Annotated in this window: 22 protein-coding genes and 1 riboswitch; of the genes, 18 read left to right on the top strand and 4 right to left on the bottom strand. The window is 34.3% G+C overall.

The annotated features are described in order from the left end of the window. The first annotated feature begins 425 nt into the window (after window positions 1-425). From J2Z23_RS16005 to J2Z23_RS15965, 9 genes are all read left to right on the top strand, one after another. The gene (locus J2Z23_RS16005) at window positions 426-977 is read left to right on the top strand and encodes an NADPH-dependent FMN reductase (RefSeq protein ID WP_064468191.1); all 552 of its coding nucleotides are present in this window, start codon (window positions 426-428) and stop codon (window positions 975-977) included. A gap of 230 nt (window positions 978-1,207) precedes the next feature. Further along, window positions 1,208-1,660 carry a MarR family winged helix-turn-helix transcriptional regulator gene (locus J2Z23_RS16000; protein WP_057986431.1) on the top strand — a complete coding sequence of 151 codons (453 nt, stop codon included), beginning with the start codon at window positions 1,208-1,210 and terminating at the stop codon, window positions 1,658-1,660. 38 nt (window positions 1,661-1,698) lie between these two features. Further along, window positions 1,699-2,307 (top strand): class I SAM-dependent methyltransferase, encoded by a 609-nt coding sequence (locus J2Z23_RS15995; RefSeq protein WP_174517087.1) that lies wholly within the window; start codon window positions 1,699-1,701, stop codon window positions 2,305-2,307. Window positions 2,308-2,653: 346 nt separating this feature from the next. Further along, the gene (locus J2Z23_RS15990; protein WP_057986433.1) at window positions 2,654-3,415 is read left to right on the top strand and encodes a CPBP family intramembrane glutamic endopeptidase; all 762 of its coding nucleotides are present in this window, start codon (window positions 2,654-2,656) and stop codon (window positions 3,413-3,415) included. Window positions 3,416-4,103: 688 nt separating this feature from the next. Next, window positions 4,104-4,523, top strand: a complete 420-nt coding sequence (locus J2Z23_RS15985) for a hypothetical protein (protein WP_057994759.1) — start codon at window positions 4,104-4,106, stop codon at window positions 4,521-4,523. Window positions 4,524-4,571: 48 nt separating this feature from the next. Further along, complete coding sequence (locus J2Z23_RS15980) at window positions 4,572-5,264, top strand: response regulator transcription factor (RefSeq protein WP_209974534.1); 693 nt, start codon at window positions 4,572-4,574, stop codon at window positions 5,262-5,264. Window positions 5,265-5,343: 79 nt separating this feature from the next. Next, the gene (locus J2Z23_RS15975) at window positions 5,344-6,267 is read left to right on the top strand and encodes an ABC transporter ATP-binding protein (protein WP_057986437.1); all 924 of its coding nucleotides are present in this window, start codon (window positions 5,344-5,346) and stop codon (window positions 6,265-6,267) included. Then, complete coding sequence (locus J2Z23_RS15970) at window positions 6,260-7,009, top strand: ABC transporter permease (protein WP_057986438.1); 750 nt, start codon at window positions 6,260-6,262, stop codon at window positions 7,007-7,009. Before J2Z23_RS15975 ends, J2Z23_RS15970 begins: the two co-directional genes overlap by 8 nt. A gap of 23 nt (window positions 7,010-7,032) precedes the next feature. After that, window positions 7,033-7,950, top strand: coding sequence for a sensor histidine kinase (locus tag J2Z23_RS15965; RefSeq protein ID WP_238482807.1), 918 nt, complete (start codon window positions 7,033-7,035; stop codon window positions 7,948-7,950). A 656-nt stretch (window positions 7,951-8,606) separates the two neighbouring features. Here the strand turns inward: J2Z23_RS15965 and J2Z23_RS15960 are convergent. Further along, entirely contained in the window at window positions 8,607-9,158 is a 552-nt protein-coding gene (locus J2Z23_RS15960) for a helix-turn-helix domain-containing protein (RefSeq protein ID WP_209974531.1), read from the bottom strand. 95 nt (window positions 9,159-9,253) lie between these two features. Between J2Z23_RS15960 and J2Z23_RS15955 the strand changes: the two genes are divergently transcribed. Then, the gene (locus tag J2Z23_RS15955) at window positions 9,254-9,979 is read left to right on the top strand and encodes an AzlC family ABC transporter permease (protein ID WP_057986441.1); all 726 of its coding nucleotides are present in this window, start codon (window positions 9,254-9,256) and stop codon (window positions 9,977-9,979) included. Continuing rightward, window positions 9,976-10,302 (top strand): AzlD domain-containing protein, encoded by a 327-nt coding sequence (locus J2Z23_RS15950; RefSeq protein ID WP_057986442.1) that lies wholly within the window; start codon window positions 9,976-9,978, stop codon window positions 10,300-10,302. Before J2Z23_RS15955 ends, J2Z23_RS15950 begins: the two co-directional genes overlap by 4 nt. A gap of 125 nt (window positions 10,303-10,427) precedes the next feature. Here J2Z23_RS15950 and J2Z23_RS15945 read toward each other — a convergent pair whose 3' ends face one another. Then, window positions 10,428-10,880 (bottom strand): GNAT family N-acetyltransferase, encoded by a 453-nt coding sequence (locus tag J2Z23_RS15945; RefSeq protein WP_057986443.1) that lies wholly within the window; start codon window positions 10,878-10,880, stop codon window positions 10,428-10,430. Between the two features lie 146 nt (window positions 10,881-11,026). Between J2Z23_RS15945 and J2Z23_RS15940 the strand changes: the two genes are divergently transcribed. Continuing rightward, the gene (locus J2Z23_RS15940) at window positions 11,027-11,479 is read left to right on the top strand and encodes a MarR family winged helix-turn-helix transcriptional regulator (RefSeq protein WP_057986444.1); all 453 of its coding nucleotides are present in this window, start codon (window positions 11,027-11,029) and stop codon (window positions 11,477-11,479) included. Window positions 11,480-11,503: 24 nt separating this feature from the next. Further along, window positions 11,504-12,022 (top strand): spermidine/spermine N(1)-acetyltransferase, encoded by a 519-nt coding sequence (paiA, locus tag J2Z23_RS15935; protein WP_057986446.1) that lies wholly within the window; start codon window positions 11,504-11,506, stop codon window positions 12,020-12,022. 202 nt (window positions 12,023-12,224) lie between these two features. On the opposite strand, the gene J2Z23_RS15930 is transcribed toward paiA, so the two are convergent. Further along, entirely contained in the window at window positions 12,225-12,539 is a 315-nt protein-coding gene (locus J2Z23_RS15930; RefSeq protein ID WP_057986448.1) for a DMT family transporter, read from the bottom strand. Further along, window positions 12,539-12,880 (bottom strand): DMT family transporter, encoded by a 342-nt coding sequence (locus tag J2Z23_RS15925; protein ID WP_057986450.1) that lies wholly within the window; start codon window positions 12,878-12,880, stop codon window positions 12,539-12,541. Before J2Z23_RS15925 ends, J2Z23_RS15930 begins: the two co-directional genes overlap by 1 nt. Window positions 12,881-12,942: 62 nt before the next feature. Beyond that, window positions 12,943-13,039, bottom strand: a riboswitch (guanidine-I (ykkC/yxkD leader). A gap of 218 nt (window positions 13,040-13,257) precedes the next feature. On the opposite strand from J2Z23_RS15925, the gene J2Z23_RS15920 reads away from it, so the two are divergent. From J2Z23_RS15920 to J2Z23_RS15900, 5 genes are all read left to right on the top strand, one after another. Beyond that, the gene (locus tag J2Z23_RS15920) at window positions 13,258-13,890 is read left to right on the top strand and encodes a LysE family translocator (RefSeq protein WP_057986452.1); all 633 of its coding nucleotides are present in this window, start codon (window positions 13,258-13,260) and stop codon (window positions 13,888-13,890) included. 409 nt (window positions 13,891-14,299) lie between these two features. After that, on the top strand, window positions 14,300-15,391 hold the full coding sequence (locus J2Z23_RS15915) for an NAD(P)-dependent alcohol dehydrogenase (RefSeq protein ID WP_057986454.1): 1,092 nt from the start codon (window positions 14,300-14,302) through the stop codon (window positions 15,389-15,391). Window positions 15,392-15,972: 581 nt separating this feature from the next. Beyond that, a complete protein-coding gene (locus tag J2Z23_RS15910) occupies window positions 15,973-16,368 on the top strand; it encodes a YbaN family protein (protein ID WP_338018438.1) in 396 nt (131 codons plus the stop codon). 1,192 nt (window positions 16,369-17,560) lie between these two features. Then, window positions 17,561-19,462, top strand: a complete 1,902-nt coding sequence (locus J2Z23_RS15905; RefSeq protein ID WP_057986456.1) for an endonuclease MutS2 — start codon at window positions 17,561-17,563, stop codon at window positions 19,460-19,462. 1,042 nt (window positions 19,463-20,504) lie between these two features. Next, complete coding sequence (locus tag J2Z23_RS15900) at window positions 20,505-20,807, top strand: metal-sensing transcriptional repressor (RefSeq protein ID WP_057986458.1); 303 nt, start codon at window positions 20,505-20,507, stop codon at window positions 20,805-20,807. Window positions 20,808-20,810 lie beyond the last annotated feature (3 nt).

Genomic DNA, 20,810 nt, shown 5'->3' with positions numbered 1-20,810 from the left:
ATTTATGGCAGGGAATTGGATTGCTCGTTTTTTATTTGAGTAAAATAGCAAGGCATTAATTGATCTAGAGAATAGAGGAAAGGGGGGCATTTTTTCCTCTTTCTTTTTTTTATTATGTGCCTGTTTTTATTTGCTAAATATTCGTACATCAGAGAGGGGAACGGGAACACAGACCTAGGAACGCTTGTTTATATATGGAATGGAGGTGTATAATATAGCCGTCAATGAGAAGTGTAAGGAAGAAGGGAAATTTGGAATTAGGAACATAAAAGGATCGGAAACTCATTAATTTGGGCCAACAGGATGTTGGTCACTCAGGCGACAATTTTGGAGCGGTTAATTTAGGCCTGAGTTCATCTTGCATCAGTGAGAGATGGAAAAAACATTGATTTAAATTTCACTTAATATGAAAAGAGGTGGGAATAATGAAACTTGTCGGTGTATCTGGAACACTTGCTGGTGAAAAAACATCTGTCGCTGTACATAGTGTTTTGACTGCTGCTCGACACCATGATCCGACTGTAGAGACAGAATTAATTGACCTTAGAGATTTCGACATTGAATTTTCAGCTGGACTCCCATTAGCAGCTTATAATGAAGATACTCGGAAAGTTGTGCGAAAAATTTTATCAGCAGATTTTCTTGTATTCGGTACACCTATTTATCAAGCATCCCTTTCAGGTGCTTTAAAAAACCTCTTTGATCACTTACCCGAATATGCATTCAGACATAAAGTGACAGGAATGGTGGCAACAGGGTGGACGAATAAACATTTCCTTGTCTTGGAATACCATTTAGGATCCATCTTATCTTATTTTAAAGGACTTGTTCCAACAGGAAATGTCTTCATCCAAAATCATTCCTTTGATACCGAAACGGATGAAATCACCGATAAACGGATTAACGAGAGAATAGAAAAACTTGCCGAAGAAATGATTTATTTGCAACGGGGTATAATGAACAGAAACAAATCCTAATAAGATTGTGTGAAAAACATATGGCAACAATTACAACTAAAGTAATTGGACATGTGTTTTTTCTTTTTATCTAAATATTAATTTAAAAATATGATGAGAGGTGAAGGAATTGTTTCGGATATTCTATTCACACGTTTTAAAGAAATGTTTCTCCGAAATGTACTTGACAATGAAGAAGCCATTATTTATATTTTAATTAGCTAGTCTAACTAACTAAAAGGGATGATATGATGAATCAGCCAGAAAAACACCAATTACCTGCCTATATTAAAAGACTTTCCCATTCTTTATCCCAATTAATTCAAATAAAAGCCGAACCATACGGAATAACTAATGCTCAATTAAATGTGATGTTTTGTCTTAAGGATGGTGAAGCAATAACACAAAAACAATTACTCCATTATCTTGATGTCAAGTCCTCAACATTAACTGTTTTACTTGAACAATTAGAACGAAAAGGGCTAATTATTAGAAAACAGCACCCTAATGATTTAAGAGCAAAAATTCTATTACTAAGTGAAAAAGGGAAGAAGTTTATTGACCAGACGGTAGAACCGATGGCTGAAGAATTGGAAAATCATTTACTAAAAGGATTTGAGCAAAGTGAAAAAACACAACTATTCAATCTCTTGGATCAGCTACTTTTAAACATGGAGCAAACTAAAAAGAAATTGCGAGAGTGATTCATTGTTACACTATTAATAAAAGGAGGTTTTTGGGGGTGGGGATTTTAAAAAAGTTTTCTTTACAGTTTGGGAAGCCAGAAGGCATTTTCGGCAGTATCGCAGGTAATTTAATGGCATCCACTGGTGTCGAAAAAAACAAGTGGACGATCTCGTTGTTAAATATACAAAGAACGGATAATGTTTTAGAAATCGGTTTTGGTCCAGGGATTGCCACTAAATTAATTTCAAAATTAATTCATGGCGGGCATTATGTTGGAATTGATTACTCCACCGTAATGTTTCGGCAAGCAAAAAAAAGGAATATAAAAGCCATACAAGAAGGAAAAGTGACATTAAAACTTGGAGAAGTTAGTAGCATATCTCCGTCTGAGTTAAAGTTTGATAAGGTGCTTTCGGTTAATTCCATTATTTTTTGGAAGGATCCTGTTAAAGCATTGAAGAAAATACGCCAAATCATGAAACCAAATGGTCTTATTGCCCTAACGATGCTACCGTACATGAAAGGCGCAACAGAAGAGACTTCTCAAAAACTAGGGGATGACATCGCTCGTTATCTAAAAGAAGCAGGATTTTCTCAAATTAAAACGACAATAAAGGAAATGAACCCCAATGCAGCTGTTTGTGTACTTGGAGTTAATGAATAAGAAGAGGCTGGGACAAAAGTGTTTTCGCTTAAGTAAAGTCCAAACTATTAGCGTGAAAATAACCCACTCCGGAAATATACTTCGCCTTCCGGGGTCTTGTCGAACTCTTACTTCCCGCAGGAGTTTACGTATATTTCCTGCTAAGGTAATGCAATATTCACTTTTGAGGCTTAGCATTTTAGTTATGTCCCAGCCTCTTCCCCACTAATAAGTAAGGTTGAAATAAACACCTCTACTTTTAAGGCGTCATGTTTTTTAAAAGTGTTTGTTATAGTTCTCCTTAAAAGTTATACGAAGCTTCCTATTGTTTAAAAGATTTATTCGAAAAATGGAGGGAGTGAATTCTTTGGAATATGGTTTTTGGTTAGTAATCGTCTTTATAATAATATATGAGCCAATTATTGGATATTTTGATTTTCAAAAATTTAAAATTGACTTAAAAGAAAACCAAGATGCGAGGTTAAAATACTATAAAAATGCAATAATTGGTCTATGGATTCCCACTGTGTTTATTTTACTATTAGTTGTTTTTACTGAACTCACTTTAAAAGATATTGGTCTATCTATTCCAAGTATTAACACGGACACATTAGGGCCATTAGTTACTTATGCTGTATTAACTATAGGGGTTCTTTATTTATTTGGAATCTTATATTATTCTATTGGCTATCCATTTAGTGATAAGATTAGAACTAAATTTACACAAATCAAAGAAAAGGAATGGGGAAATATCGACTATTCAGAAATTATGCCTATTACTAATAAAGAGAAAAGACTATGGAATTATGTTTCGCTAACAGCAGGGATTACGGAAGAAATCATCTATAGAGGTTTTCTAATCTTTGCTTTAACGTATTTATTTCCTAATTTCTCAGTTTGGTTAATAATAATAATTTCCTCATTATTGTTCGGGCTAGCTCACACATATCAAGGATTTACAACTGGAGTTTTAAGGACAACTGTTTTTGGAGTAATATTTTCTATCTTATATATTGGGATAAGTTCAATTTTGCCACTTGTCGTCTTTCATTTCTTGATAGATTATATAGCAAAATTAGGAGATTCAAAAGCGCAAAATCCTAAACCAGAAGATACAAATTTATTCTAGTTTTCTAATCGTTCTTAACCTAGTTAAAAATGTCTATGATCTGTCCTAGGTGTGTGTATAACGTAGTGGGTGGGCAAAGATTGATATTCGTTTTTTAAATGTTTAAATAAAGATGAGATCTGATAATAGATAGAAACTGAATTTTCTTAGCACATAGTTTTTCAAAGACACAGTTTATTTATAATCCGATCATCTAATACTTCATACACATAATCTTCACACATCCGTACTTTTTTTAACCTGATATCCTTTCAATAATCTTGAATTTTACCGCTAGTCAAGAGCTATGTTCCTATTTGCTTTCTTTACAGTTCGGGATGATTTGTCATTTGTTATTTTAGGGAATATATTCTTAGCGTGGAGCTACTTTTGGCCTCGCAATTTACCCATTTTTTATGGATAGTGAGTAGTGTAATTGTATATGTGCTACGATATTGAAATAGATTTATCGGTAAAATGGATAATCAATCAAGTCATTGCACGAAAATAAGAGTAAAGGTTATTCAAATTAAGATTATTCTAGAATCAGAGCACAGCAATAAGGCGATTAATTTTTTAAATGATACATAGCACTTCTCAGCGAGAATCCGTTTGAAATAATCTTTTACAAAACGGAATCTCTTCATTTAAAACAGAATATTGTTTTGTAAGCTAATCTTGTTCGTGTTTATAGTTAGGGGAGGTAAATTTGCAACCAAATTATACAAACATGGGATGCTCCATGATGATGGGGCCTAAATTAAGATTAGCTGTTGAGCAACAACTAAGTGATGATTTAAAAGAGTATGGAATAATCTGGAATCGGTTTAAATTTGATTGGTCTGATAGTTGTGTTGAGGGACATGAAGCGACTTATTTAGATGGACGTATTGAAAACTTCTCAGGAATTAATGTATTCAATGAAAAGGACGAGCATATTGCAGAGGGATGGATGGAGTTTATTCATGAGCCTAGATCAGCATTTTTTATTGCATATTGGGAATTCCTTGATATATTTGATTCAGATAAAGAAATAAGGATAAAGGATGATGTAGGGATCCCTCTTCATATTTATCATAAAATACCTAAGAATATACGCTCAAACTATAAAGCTGATGTATTAAAATAACGACTACTGATCCAACTAACTTTCGGAAAGTAAAGGTGATTCAAAAAAATGACTGAAGGAATAAGGATTTTGGTGGTAGAAGATGATAATGATATTAATCAATTATTGTGTAACATCATAAAAAAGAATGGCTATATTCCACAGCCAGTATATTCTGGTACGGAAGCAATGTTATACCTAGAAAAGAAGGAATGGGATATGGTGCTCCTTGATCTGATGCTACCAGGGATGTCTGGAGATGAAATTCTCACAAAGATTGCCGAGCAAAGTAATGTTCCGGTTATTATTATTTCGGCTAAATTAGATCAACCAACAAAGATTGGTATGTTAAGGACGGGGGCAGACGATTATATTACAAAGCCATTTGATATTGAGGAAGTATCTGCTCGAATTGACTCCCATTTGAGAAGATACAAACGAATAAATAAATTAGCCAATACGAAGAAGCTTATATATAAGGATATTGAAATTGATACAGAAGCAAAAACTGTGTTTGTGCAAGGAAAGGCATTAAATCTCACAGCTCGTGAATTCGGAATATTGTTTCTTTTCCTGACATCACCAGAAAAGGTTTTTACGAAGAAAAATTTGTTTGAAAGTGTGTGGCATGAGGCATATTACGGAGATGAAAATATAATGAATGTCCATATAAGCAACATTCGGAACAAGTTGGCAGCCATCAACCCAGATGAGCAATATATCGAGACTATATGGGGAATGGGGTATCGCCTCAAAACTTAAGGTATTCTTAAGATTCTCCTTAAGAGTTTGTTAAGGTTTCCTTTCTATACTAAAAGCATTATGTTAAGGAGGGAAATTTATGAGCGAGTATGTACTGAAAACAAGTAACTTAACAAAAAAATTTAAATATCAAGTTGCCTTAAACAATGTGAACCTTTCAATTAAAAAGGGATCCATTTATGGTTTCATTGGACAAAATGGCGCGGGAAAGTCCACATTAATTCGAATTATATCTGGTCTTGCCTTACCAACTTCTGGATCGATTGAATTATTTGGAAATAGTGATGGGCAGAAATTAAATGAGACTAGGAAACGGATAGGCACCATGATTGAAGGGCCTGCACTCTATTCGCATATGACAGCAACTGAAAATTTGGAAGCACACAGGCTTTTAAAAGGAATTCCCGGGAAAGAATGTGTAGAAAGGACACTTAAAATAGTTGGTCTTCAAGATACAGGAAAAAAGAGGGCAAGGAACTTTTCATTAGGTATGAAACAAAGGCTTGGAATAGCTATTGCCTTACTTGGAGAACCTGAATTTTTAATTCTTGATGAGCCAATCAATGGCCTTGATCCAATGGGAGTCGTCGAAATAAGAGAGCTCTTGAAAAAATTAAATCAAGAATATGGGATGACAATTTTAATTTCTAGCCATATATTGAGCGAACTTCATTTGCTTGCAACCCACTATGGGATTATTGATAAAGGTAATGTATTGGAACAATTAACGATTGCAGAGCTAAATGCAAAATGCCAGCAATTTTTGCATATCAAAGTAAATAATCCGCAAAAAGCTGCCACTGTAATCGAAACAAGTCTCTTAACGAAGGACTTTGAAGTCATGCCTGATGGTGTTATTAAACTATTCAGCTATTATAAGACCCCAGGGGAAATATCTTCAATCCTTGTAAAGCATGGATTGATTATAGAACAATTCATGCCAATGGGACAGGATTTGGAAGCTTATTTTATGAATCGTATTGGGGGAATTCGCCATGGGTAATCTTATTAAAGCTGAATGGTATAAACTGAGAAAAGATCGATCATTTTGGTTTTTGATCCTCCTATTGTTAGCTACAAGTATTTTCTATCCTTTATTAATTATTTTTGACGAAGGAGCAGAATTGATCAAAATTAGCAACTTCTATCAGTCAGATTTGCTTAATGCGAATATTTATGTAATCAAACTCATTCCTTGCATATTAGCTGGTTTCTTTATCTCAAAGGAATATTCATCAGGTACGATGAAAAATATCGTATCTTCTGGAAATAGTAGAGCTCGTATTTATTTTGCAAAATTAATTGTTTTTTCAATAGGGGCAGTAATCATTTCAATAATCATTCCGATTTTTTTAACAGGTACAATGGGTGCCTATTTGGGCTTTCCAGATATGCCTGAATGGAGTTATTTTGTAAAAACGCTTGGTTTCATCATCCTGTATGCGGCAGCATTTGCATCGTTAATGACATTTTTTGCAACGATCCTAACAGATAGCGGAAAGGCCATTGCCTTTATGATTATATTTTTCCAGATGGCTGAAGGCATCCTAACTACCATTGCTGAGTATATTCCATTCTTTGAGCCATTAGTGAAAAACTCTATTTTTTATTTACTATGGAATATCGAAAATGTAGGTTCATTGAATAGTAAGGATTTATTAAATATGATATTTGTTCCTGTCATCTCTTTTGCTGTGTTTGGGGGATTAGGAGGCATTGTCTTTCGGAAAAAGGAAATAAAATAACAAAAGTGGGGTGATGAAAAATGATGTATGTAACAATATTTTCAGTTAGCATGGCATTGTTCTTTTTCATCCGCTTTATGTTCTTAAAAAGAGAAATACAAAGTGTAACAAGACAATTACAGGATAGACACCAGAAAAAAATAGATAGAAAAATTAATCTAGCTTTTTTTGACAATCATCTGGAAAAACTTGCAAAGGAAATTAATATTCAAATTGATGAAACAAAGCAGGCTAGTGCACAAAAAAGACGGACGGAGAATGAGTTAAAGCAAGCTATTTCAAATATTTCCCATGATATACGTACACCAATGACTTCTATTTTAGGTTATATTCAATTTTTGGAAGATGATAATGTGCCATCCGAAATAAGAAAAGAGTATATTTTGACTATAAAAAGTAGTGCATTACGGTTAAAAGTATTACTAGAAGATTTTTTTGAGTTATCCGTTATTGAATCAACAGATTATTCATTGAACATAGAATCGATTCAATTGCATGACCTTATTTTAGAGGTTTTGGTAGGCTTTTATGAAGAGTTTAATCAAAAGCATATAGAGCCGACTATCCATATTATGAAGGAGGATATAAGGATCAAGGCTGATTCTTCAGCTGTAAAACGGGTAATTGAAAACTTAGTAATAAATGCATTAAAGCACTCCACTGGAAATGTAACGATTAATCTAAATTGTAATCAATCAACTGTTGAGCTTGCCATTAGTAATCCAGCACCACAATTAAAAGAAGAGGATCTCTTTCACTTGTTTGATCGTTTCTATAAAGTAGATCAAACAAGAAAGGGGAAAGGGACAGGACTTGGACTCTCGATTGCCAAGGGGTTAATGAAAAAAATGAATGGGAGTCTTACAGCCGAATTAACAGAAGGTCACTTATTTATGAAATGTGAGTGGAAGATTATAACAGATAATCCCCAAAAGGAATAAATATTAATGAAAGTGGTAAATTGCTTTCTTTAGAATATTTGTTGCAAAATATATAGAGAACACATAGGGACGATAATATGAGGGAATCATCCCCATTGCAATAAAATACAAACAGCCATTGGTGATTTTGCCCCATAAAATAAGTTCCATATTACGTGAATTGTTTGTAACACAACGGTATTATGCAAAATGCCTTCAATAATTTGGGTAGCTCTAGGTATTGCTCAGGTAATATGATTATCATCTGTTTGTATCCCTTATGATTTTTGCGGAGCTTGCTAATTGTTTCTATAATGTTTTTGAAATCCTATAAAATCAAAGAGTCAATAGCCAATAGAAGCGATAATTGAAGTTTTTTCATTCGTACCAATGACGCAATTCCCCGATATGTCAGCCACTTGTCTATTAAAATGAACACGAAAATTGAATCAACAAAAGTGTTTTTGGATTTGAATAAAGCATAGCTCAATAATCAAATATTTTTACAGTTGTTATACTCACAAAATCTCACTTTTTTCATGTAGTCACTAGCATTTCTGTTTGAATATTTGATTTGCGTAGTTGCAGTTTGCGAGTAACGATAAGCATACCATATATAGTGTCAATGATTATGCCTTCGCTACGGTATCCAAGAGTTCGGTGGAATCACTCAAATATTAATCAGGATAAAAAATAAGTATATAGAATCTAACTAATTCATCAGAAGAATTTGTGTAAATATGTTCAGTGGCTGCATTGAATTTTAATGTTTCATCAGCATTTAATTCAAACTTCTCCCCTTGAATATCAAGAGTAAGTAATCCTCTTTGGATAAGCACATACTCCTCACCTATATGTTTTTCAGATTTATGACTCACACCAGGTTTCAAGTCGACAGTGAAAATTTCAAACTTTTTTTCTGGATGAAATGGGAAGAGAGAATAGACAAGATAATTCCCGTCATCGTCAATAACTGGATTAAGTTCATTTATATTTTTTTTTTTAACTTTTGGCTTATCCATTTCTTTTAAAAACCCTGAAAAAGACACTTGTAATCCGTTAGCAATTTTCCAAAGTGTGGTGACAGTCGGATTTGATTTTCCATTTTCAATTTGAGCTAACATCGCTTTACTAACGCCAGTCAGTTTCGCCATATTATCTAAGCTCAATCCACGTTTTTTTCTTATGTTAGCAAGGTTGCTGGCAATAACTTCTTGAATGAATTCCATAAGAAAGCTCCTTGACTGTTTTTATTATTCATTATAACATACATACAGGTGATATAACAAACAAATGTTTAATACAGCAGACAAGAGGTGCAGCTATGAATGAACTAGGTCAAGAAATTAATAGAGAAGAAAACCTCACAACATTTTATCAGGGTGTAAAAGATTGTGTTCCGACTTTAATTGGTTATATCAGTATTGGAATTGCGATGGGGATTGTTGGAGCTTCGTCAAATCTAAGTATACTAGAGGTTGCACTTTTATCGATTCTCGTCTACGCGGGTGCAGCTCAATTTATCATTTGTGCATTGTTAGTAGCAGAAAGTCCTATTTCAGTTATAGTATTTACAACATTCATTGTAAATTTACGCCACTTTTTATTAAGCATGACATTGGCTCCCTATTTTACGAAGTATTCTTTAATGAAAAATATCGCGATAGGGACCCTGTTAACAGATGAGTCATTTGGTGTGGCTGTTAATAAAATTGTAAAAAAAGCAGCTTTCAATGCTAAGTGGATGAATGGATTAAATGTTACAGCGTACATATTTTGGATATTATCTTGCGTACTAGGAGCTATTTTTGGTAAATGGATTTCAAATCCAGAAATATTAGGATTGGATTTTTCTCTCACAGCTATGTTTCTGGCATTGCTTGTGTTGCAATTAGAAAACATAGAGCATCGTAAATTAAAGCTTTATCTATCATTAATTGTTTATGTAATTCTATTCATGTTGGTACTCTGTCTGTTTGTCCCTTCGTATCTAGCCATTCTCTTATCAACCATCATTGTTGCAACGATTGGAGTGATAAAAGACAAATGAGTATTCAATTATCGATATTATTCATCATTTTAGGATGTGCAATTGTCACTTTTATCCCAAGAATTATTCCGTTTATCGTGATAAGGAATATTCAGCTACCGAAAATTGTCATTAAATGGCTATCGTTTATTCCTATTTGTATTTTTACTGCACTGATCGTTGATAGTTTTATTATTCAAGATAATAAATTATTGCTAGCCATTGATTGGAGAATTCTTACAGCGATTATCCCGACACTTATCATAGCATTATGGACAAAGAGTTTGTCGATTACAGTTATAGTGGGAATAATATGTATGGCAACCATTAGATTTTTGTTTTAAGGGAGCGCTGATAGGAAAGAAGGGACAGGCCAAGTTGATGAGGATTATCTCATTTATATATGAATAATCCCAACAGTAATATGAGAACTAATACGATTTCTCTACCGGCCTTCTTATTCTTCCTCCTATGACCTTTTCAGGTCTGTAATTAATTCCTTCTGCATTAAAACATGTGGAATTCCGTCTTCATAAAATATAGTAGATGAAGTCTGATAGCCGAGTTTATGATAAAATTCCTCTGCCTGGGTCTGTCCATGTAATTTAACCCGAGATATACCCTTTTCCTTCGCGATTTCTTCCAATGCTTGAATGATTGCCTTTCCAAGTCCGAATTTACGATAAGGCTTTAAAATACAAATTCTTTCTAGTTTACCTAAGCCTTCGGCAACTCTTATTCTCCCTGTTCCAACAGGAAATTCCTTGTAATAGACTAATATGTGCTCACACAGATTATCAAGAGTATCAAAATGATCAAATTCATCCTCCAATGGTACGCCTTGCTCCGCTACAAAAACCTCTTTTCTAATCTCAAATACTTTTTTTAGGTCGCTATGAGTAGTAACTCTTTTTATTTCCACTGACTTCACCCTTCCTAGATTTATTTCGATAAGTAAGAATAAAAGATAATAAATAAGTATTTTGTTGCGAATGCAACTAAAATAGGATAGATTTAATATATATTAAATTTGTTGCATATGCAACAAAAAATACAAGGGAGCTAATTATGAAGGAAATACTTCGTGAAATTGGGATGATTGCTAGGGCATTAGATTCGATCAGTAATATTGAATTTAAGGAATATGATCTTACAAAAGGACAGTATTTGTACCTTGTCCGCATATGTGAAAATCCAGGAATCATTCAAGAAAAAGTAGCAGAGATGATCAAGGTTGATCGAACAACAGTATCGCGAGCTTTAAAGAAACTTGAAATAAATGGCTTTATTGAAAAGAAAGATGATCCATATAATAAAAAGGTAAAGAAACTTTTTCCAACAGAGAAAGGAAAGTATATTTATACTTTTATCAAAAGAGAAAATGAGTATTCCGAGAGTGTTGCATTAACGGGATTTTCTGAAAGTGAAGCAGAATCTGTGTTTAATCTTTTGCAAAGGGTTAGAAAAAATATAGAAAAAGATTGGGAGTTTGTAAAAAAAGGTAACAAGAGAAATTATTAATGACATTATTGGAGTGCTAGCAAAATGACGATAAGTTTAAAAAAATGCACACATGAAGATTTACTTAACCTCCAAAAAATAAGCTATGAAACATTTAATGACACTTTCAAGGAGCAAAATTCACCCAAAAATATGAAAGACTATTTGGACAGGGCATTTAGCTTAGAACAATTACAAAAGGAATTAACCAATAATTCTTCCCAATTCTTTTTTGCTTGTTTTAATAATGAAGTTGCTGGATATTTAAAAGTCAATGTCGATGAAGCTCAGTCTGAAAAGATGGGAAATGATGTACTCGAAGTTGAGAGAATTTATATAAAGCATAACTATCAAAAACTAGGACTAGGGAAATATTTGGTCAATAAAGCAGTGGAAATAGCATTGGCATTTGATAAAAGGAAAATCTGGCTTGGTGTATGGGAAAAAAATGAAAATGCGATTGCTTTTTATGAGAAAATGGGGTTTAGGCAAAGTGGAGCTCATTCCTTTTATATGGGTGATGAACAGCAGATAGATCTTATAATGTGCAAAACACTTATATAAGCTGCTGGAATGCCTTAGTAGCATTGGCAAAAGTTATTAATTTGAAGAGAAAGGGCTATCGCAAAAGGGGAAAAACGCCAAAAGGACTCTCTTGGCATAGGGCTACAGAGTGTAGATCGTGTAAATTGTTCCCCTTTTTGGCGATTTTTTAAACTTTATTTTTTAACAAATTTGGACAGCCCTTATCATCATTCAATATATTTTATGAAACAAGTTTTAATCCGATGGCAGCGCCTAAAACCATAGCGATAAAAACGAGTCTTTTCCAATCCTTAGATTCGTTATATAAAATCATGCCTAGAATGGCTCCACCAGAAGCTCCAATTCCAGTCCAAATTGCATAAACTGTGCCCATAGGAAGTGTTTCCATTGCATAAGCAAGAAATATAAAGCTTGCTCCAAATCCAATGATTAAAAGAGCCAATGACTGCCAACTGCGATCTTTGTGTAATTTATTGATCATCGTAACCCCAAACATTTCACACAAGCCTGCTAAAATTAAGGAGATCCACGCCATTATCTTTCCTCTCCTTCCTGAAGCTTGTCTTTTGTAACTAATTTCAAACCAATGACTCCTGCTAATAAAACTAAAATCAGTAGTACTTTCCCCACTTTAAAAGGTTCTCCAAAGAATAAAATCTCCGAAAATACTGTTCCAGCTGTTCCTAATCCGACAAAAACCGCATATACGGTGCCCACAGGAAGTTTTCTTCCCGCCATAATCATTACAGAGAAGCTAATAATAATCGCAATTATCGTTCCACTCCAAGTCCAAATGTCATGGGCATGCTTTAACCCAATAACCCATAGAACTTCAAAAAATGCAGCAATAAATACTTTGATCCAGTCCTTATTCATGTAACAACACCTCCGATTTTTTTAAAAAAGCAAAAAAGCCTGGGAGAAAACTGTAAAACAGTTTCTCCCAGGCTTTTATCCTTCCGTGACACGACTAGCGTGAGTTTTCTCTCGGACCAGGCCAATATTAAAAATTGCGGAACCCTAGAAAACATTTTTACTTATATAATTACCTTGTATTATACACAGTTCGAAATTTTTAGCAAGAAGCTGGAGACGATTTTATTCAGCGGTATTGGGCATTTTGAATATGACAACCCTGATAAAAATATTCATAATTTTGGCCATTCTAAAATGAGTGAGGATCTTATGTGCGAGATTAAAGACAACATATCTTGTGGTTTTATAGTATTATGAGTCATTATGGGGGGATGATAGTGGCATTATTTTTTACATATGTTGTTGCGGGATTAGCTGTTGCAATGCCAGTAGGGGCGATTACAGTAGAAATGACAAAGCAAGGACTTAAAAATGGATTTATACATGGTTGGGTTGTTGGGTTAGGTGGCATGACGATCGACTTTGTTTTAATCTTAGCTCTTTATCTTGGATTAGCTTCCATTTTACAGCTCCCAGCTATTCAAATTCCTATGTGGTTAATTGGTACGATATTTTTATTTCTAATTGGCCATGATTCAATTAAGAATGCGGACAAAGATATAACATTATCAGGTGAAAAACCGACAAAATCATTGTGGTCTACCTATCGTAATGGTTTTCTTGTTGCAGTATCACCAGGGAATATTGTTTTCTGGTTAAGTGTATTTGGGGCAGTGCTAACTAACTCATATAATGCAGCTGAGCCAACCAATTTTTTCATTATTGCAGCAGGTGTGTTAACAGGAATTTTATTGCACGATATTGGGTTATTAACAATTGTGGCGACAACTAGGAAAGTATTGAGCCATTCTATGATTAAAGGATTTTCTATCATTGCAGGGGTAGTATTAATTGGTTTTTCAGGATATTTTGTTTATCAATTTTTTATTGTAGTAAGAGAGATCATGTGAAACAAATTCTTATATTAAAAGGGGACATCGTATTAAGTATCCCTAATTAGTAAAATTGGATGGAAAGACCATTTAATATACAATTAGATGGTTTGAGCATGAAGTGAATAGCCGTAGGGAACTGTGGAAATAGTCTAATAAAGTAACTTGCGGCTATGCTAGTGATTTTAGGAACTTGCTACTTCGAGTGTTGCAATGGATCGGTGTGTCTAAGGGTTAAGTTTGTGAAGAAATAGGCGTATGGAAAGAAGCAGATACGTATATATACTTGTGTTTTTTGGCATATTATCTTTTGAAACAAAAGGGAGTTTAAAGCAGATTATTTGCAAATAGTATATTTAGTATTAAAATAGAATTAAAACGAATATCTCTAATTCGAGATAAATTACTTGTTCTCAAGGAGGCAACTATGAAGATTAAAGCAGCAGTAACACATGGACAGGGTCAGGATTTTCGCTTTGAGGAAGTAGAGTTAGCGGCACCGAAAGCGAATGAAGTTTTAGTGAAAATTGTAGCTACAGGTGTATGTCATACAGATGCCGTTGCACGTGATGAAGCAATTGCACCTCTGCCTGCTGTACTTGGACACGAAGGGTCAGGAATTGTAGAAGAAGTTGGTGAAGGTGTTACACGCTTTGCAAAAGGTGATCATGTTGTATTATCATTCGCACATTGTGGCCATTGCGATAATTGTTTAACAGGTCACCCAACAGTCTGTGAAACATTCAATGATTTGAACTTTGGTGGCACGAATGATGATTATACACATCGTTTATCAAAAGATGGTCACTCGCTTTCAACATTCTTTGGTCAATCTTCATTTGGTACATTTGCCATTGCACATGAGCGTAATATTGTCAAGGTGGATAAAGATGTGGACTTAGCTTTATTAGGGCCTTTAGGCTGTGGGATCCAAACAGGGGCAGGTACTGTTTTGAATAGAATCAAACCAGAGTTCGGTTCAACTATTGCTATTTATGGTGCAGGTGCAGTTGGTTTAAGTGCCATTATGGCCGCAAAAATTGTAGGCTGTAAAACCATTATTGCCATTGATGTTCATGATTCACGACTAGAGCTGGCGAAAGAGCTTGGTGCTACACATACATTCAATGGATCAAAAGTAGATGTTGTGAAAGAAATTAAGGAACTAACAAATGGCGGAACAAAATATGCAGTCGATACAACAGGAGTTCCCCCAGTTGTTCGTCAATGTTTACAAGCATTACGTCCTCTTGGAGTAGCTGCAATCGTCGGTGTTACACCAGAAATGAATATTGATGTACACAATGATTTAATGGCTGAAGGAAAAACAATGATGGGTGTCATTGAAGGTGACTCAGTACCAAATGTCTTCATTCCGGAATTAGTTGATTACTACAAGGCAGGCCAATTCCCATTTGATAAACTAGTCAAATTCTATGACTTTGAAGATATTAATGAAGCCTTTGAGGATTCCAAAAATGGCGTAACCATTAAACCGATCCTAAAAATCGCCAAGTAATTTATACAGAGAAACCTTAGGTCTGGGTCTCATAGTGACCCAGACCTTTATAGAGTTCAATATTTCTCCAATTCCTAAATCAATTAGGGAGCATTTGCTTCTGTGAACTATATTTTGTAGAATTTCCACTCCAATTCAGTTTTCCCCTATTGCAGAAATTCTCCATTTCTTATTATATCATTTGATATTTCCTTCTGTTCTGGGAAGAACCTAATAGTGAAGTGAATGGGAGTAAAGAGGTAAAATTAATAGAAGGATACTCAGGCAACTATGTTGATTAACGCTCTATATGAGGCTGGGACATAACTAAAAATGCTAAGCCTCAAAAGCGAATATTGCATTACCTTAGCGAAGTATATTTCCGGAGTGGGTTATTTTCACACTAATAGTTCGGACTTTACTTAAGCGAAAACACTTTTGTCCCAGCCTCAGAATGAAGTTTTTTAGAAATGTCTCTTAAACGCCACAATGAATTTGGACAGTTCAAGTAAAAGTATTTATACTTAACATACTCAGTGTGCTATAACATCATGGATTGTATATCACTTGTCAATGACGAGGGGATATGGCGATAAACGAAGGTGATCATATTGAAATATATCAAAAAAATTCTGTTAGTCGTTATGGGGCTTATATTTTTAGGTATCGGGATTGCAGGAACAATATTACCTGTTCTGCCAGGTGGCCCGTTTTATTTAGTGGCGGCTTTTTGCTTTACAAAAAGTTCTGAGCGACTTGATAATTGGTTTAAGGGCACTAAAGTATATGACAAGTATGTGGAAGGATTTCGCCAGAAAAGGGGCATGACTCGTAAAGAGAAAATCCGTATTAATTTGATCGCTGACTTTTTTATAGTGCTTTCGTTATTTATTGTTGATATTCTTTTTGTCCAAATCATTATGGTAGTACTTGGTCTCTATAAACACTACTATTTCATAAAGAAAATCAAAACAATCAAGCCGGGAGAAATAGAATAAAAGTGAAATAGAGAGTATCGGGAGACACCCTGACTATCAAACACAGACCGGGGTGCTCCGTATGTTGTATTACGCTCTGGTTAAGGGCGATCGTTTAAAATGAAGGTAGCATTATGCTGCTTTAGGTATTATAATGAAGGATTTCAGTGAAGAATGCTCAAACTCTAAGCAAAAGTATAAAGCCCATTTTGCTCCATCTATTTTACAGAATGGCTTTTTTTACCGTGAAGTTAACGAGGGATTCTGAATATTCGTTTAAAAATCGCATGAGATGATCACCTGTCCCTTTCTCGGTTTCAATGTACAATTTGTTTGTACCATGTCCGAATCCTTAACAGTATACCTCCTAAAAGCTCATAGAAAGATTGGGGCGACAGTGAGGTTTAAGAAATATTAACAAGTTGCCTTTTCTAATTAGCATGAGTCTTATTAATGATCAATCCACGAACGTTATTGTTAAACGAGATTGAATTGTTAGTCCATGTATTACCTTAACTTAGTTGATTCGAGCGGAAGGTGGCGACTCCCTGGGGGATTAGCTAGCGTGACAGGTGAGATCCCGCAGGAGTGCCCCCGGAAAGCGTCCACCTGAAGCGTAAATCAACGTTGTTCGGATTTGAATGCTAAAATCTCTATTATGAAATTGATTCAGCATAATAAATTATATAGAGTTTAGTAAAGCTTATTTTTCGATAATTTTTTATGTTGTTGACGAATAAACTTACTGGAAATAATTCCTTTACTTTTTAATTTAAGCATGATAATGTGATATATAAATTAGATTCCAATGGATTAAAAACTTTAAATTAGAGGTGCTTTTTGTGAGTGCGGTAGATTCTAAATAGGAAAAATTTAATGAAATAAATTTAATGGCAAATAGGAAATTTTTTATGGAATGTACATTCCTAGTTTTGTCATGGATTTATTTCAAAACCTATGAAGATACCTACCCTACTTTATAAAACGTGTAAATTTATGGAATAGCTAATCTGATTCTAGATGGCTTATTTCAATATAAGTATGTTACACGGCCCTTATAATTGTAAAAAGCTGCGGTATCCCCGCAGCTTTTTTGTGCTTATTTAGTGTGAAAAAGTCATACTTCATATTATATGTCATTAATTTTCATTGGAATCTAATAGGTAGGTATCTTCATGTATGATATGAAAAATCATAGTGAGGGGTATTGAAAATGAATAAGATAACGTATGAAAAGTTGCAATATAACGAGTTAAAACAAATAATTAAAACTTATTGTGTAAGTGGGTTAGGTGAACAATTATTAGATAAATTGGAGCCAAGCTCAAATATGAAGGTTGTTAAAAATCGCTTGAATGAAACATCTGAGGCACGATCTATATTGGATGCAGATGGTCATGTTCCATTTTTAGGTACTTCCAATATAGGAAATATCATCCGAAATCTTGAAAAAGGGGTCATGTTAGATCCAAGTGAGTTGGTGCATACAGTTGATTTTTTAAGAGGATGTAGAAAAATTAAACAGTTTATGCTGAATAAGGAGTTCTTTGCACCGGTACTAGCTTCGTATGCGAATTCGCTTTCTGAATTTATAGCAGTGGAGGAGGAAATTAATTTTGCAATTAAAGGAAATAATGTTGCCTCAACTGCAAGTAAAGAATTAAGGCGAATCCGAAATAATATTGACTCTGTTGAAGAGAAAATTAAAGAGCGTTTAGGCAAATTTCTAAATAACAGTGCCAATAAGAAATACATTCAAGAGTTTTTAATTAGTAAGAAAGATGATCGATATACTATCCCCATTAAAGCATCTTATAAAAATCAAGTTGCAGGAACAATCATTGAAGTGTCTTCTAAAGGTTCTACAGTCTTTATCGAACCAAATACAGTTACAAAGTTAAATGGAGAGCTGGCAACACTAAAAGCTGAAGAAGCCATGGAAGAATATCAAATATTAGCTACTTTAACAGGAATGATCTTAGAAAATCTGCATGAAATTAATATCAATCTTGAGCTTATTAGCCAATATGATATGGTGTTTGCAAAAGCTAAGTTTAGTAAACAGATTGATGGGATAGAGCCAAAATTAAATGATCATGGCTATATAAAATTAGTTCGTTGTAAACATCCGCTTTTAACCGGCGAAGTTGTGCCACTAGATTTTGAAATTGGTAAAGAGCATCGCAGCCTCATTATTACAGGGCCGAATGCCGGTGGGAAGACGATCGTACTAAAAACAATTGGTTTATTAACATTGGCTGTAATGTCAGGATTCCATATTATGGCGGATAAGGAAACCGAAATAGCAGTATTTGAGAACATTTTTGTCGATATTGGTGATAATCAGAGTATAGAAAATGCGTTAAGTACATTTTCATCTCATATGAAAAATATTGCAGAAATCATGAGAGTTTCAAATAATAATACACTTTTACTGTTTGATGAAATTGGAAGTGGGACGGAACCTAATGAAGGTGCAGCACTTGCAATTTCAATTTTAGAGGAATTTTACCATATGGGATGTATGACAGTGGCAACAACTCACTATGGTGAGATAAAACGTTTTTCAGAAATGCATGAGGATTTCATGAATGCGGCCATGCAATTTAATAGTGACACATTAGAACCCATGTATAAATTATTGATAGGAAAATCGGGGGAAAGTAATGCCCTATGGATTTCGCAAAAAATGAATGTACGAGAAAGTGTATTACGAAGAGCTAAAGCGTATATGGAAAACAAAGAGTATCAATTAGAACGTGTGAATGAGAATAAAATAAAGAAGCCCAAGATTGTCAATGGAAAAACTGAAGAGAAGTATGAATTTAAAAAAGGCGACCGAGTAAAATTATTAGAACTAAATGATTATGGAATTGTATATAGAGAAATGGATAAATTCTATAATGTTGTTGTGTTCTATGATGGAGAATTTATCGAGGTAAATGTTAAGCGTATTTCTCTAGATATATCAAGGAAGGAATTATATCCAGAAGGGTATGATTTAGACACTTTGTTTATAGAATATAACATCCGAAAAAATCAGCATGATATAGAACGTGGTTCAAAAAAAGCGCTTCGTAAAATGCGAAGAGAAATCAGAAAGAACAGGGATTGAGGTAAGATGAATCTAACAGCTGTAGAAGTCGTTAAAAAGCCTTTTTAAATCAAAAAAAGAAAGGGCATCTATTTGTAAATTGCCATAGCGGGGGATGCATTCATTCTTGAACTTTCAATCATTCCCTTAAATCAAGATAATGAAATTGTTGGTCACAAAGTCGCAATAAATTAAACAAATGAGTCAATTTCATAATTGCTTATTAACGATCAATACACGAACTTTATTGTTAAAGGAAATTGAATTGTTAGTCAATATATTTCCTTAACTTAGTTGATTGGAGCGGAAACTGGGACTCCTGGGGGATTAGCGTTAGCGTGATGCGACGAGGAAGCTCACCGCACGTCCGCCGGAAAGCGTCCATCCGAAGCGTAAATCAACTTGTTCGGATTTGAAGGCTAAAATCTCTATTATGAAATTGATTCAAATAACTGGATTATAAAAAATAAAGACAGTTCGGCAAAATAAAAATATTCTGCTGGACTGTCTTTATTTTTGCTTAGCATTTATAAAATTTTACCTTGCCAATTCTAGAGCCCAGCAACTTTCGATGTTTAGCTACAGGCGATAGGGCAAGAGGAAATTAGGAAGTGAGTCTATCGGCGTTGCTAGGGCGGAGAGGTTTTGGGAAAACCCCTTCAACTTACTTATACAATTCGGCTGTTAATTAAATTCGAGCATGAAGGGGGCATTACTTAATGTTCCAGTGAGTGAAAAACCACTCTACTGACAATTTTAAAGAGAAATGAAAGCCAAATCTGAAGTTAGATTAAACCATATTTACATAAATTCAATGTTCATTAAGACAATTTCAATAATATCACGACGACTAGGGCACGTTATGATGGAAAGCATCATTTCTGAATTGGAAAACAGCTTTGTCGCTCTATTTTCAAAAATATTGATAAGATTTTTTCCCCATAAACTTCAACTGGATCTAAGGATACAACTGCATGCTTTTACAAACTAGAAAGCATTTCATTGACTTTTATACCGTATGGGGGTATAGTATATACGTAAGCAAAAAAAGGAAGTGATTCATTTGGATAAATTCTTACATGATCACCCGAGTACACCAAGAACACAAGCTGAAAAGGAAAAGGTTGTTAACCGTTTAAAACGAATAGAAGGTCAAGTTCGTGGAATACAGAAAATGGTGGAAGAGGATCGATACTGTGTTGATATTTTAGTGCAAATTAGCGCAATTCAATCTGCTTTGAAGAATGTTGGTTTTGTGATTACTGAACGGCATATCAAACATTGTGTCAGTGATGCCATTAAACAAGGAGAAGGGAAAGAAACGATTGAGGAATTAATGAGTGTTATGAAGCAGTTTTCTAAGTAGGGA

Source organism: Lederbergia galactosidilytica (assembly GCF_017873565.1).
Lineage (GTDB): Bacteria > Bacillota > Bacilli > Bacillales > Bacillaceae_C > Lederbergia > Lederbergia galactosidilytica.
Note: the sequence above shows the minus strand (reverse complement) of the source record. Positions and strands in the feature narration are given on the sequence as shown.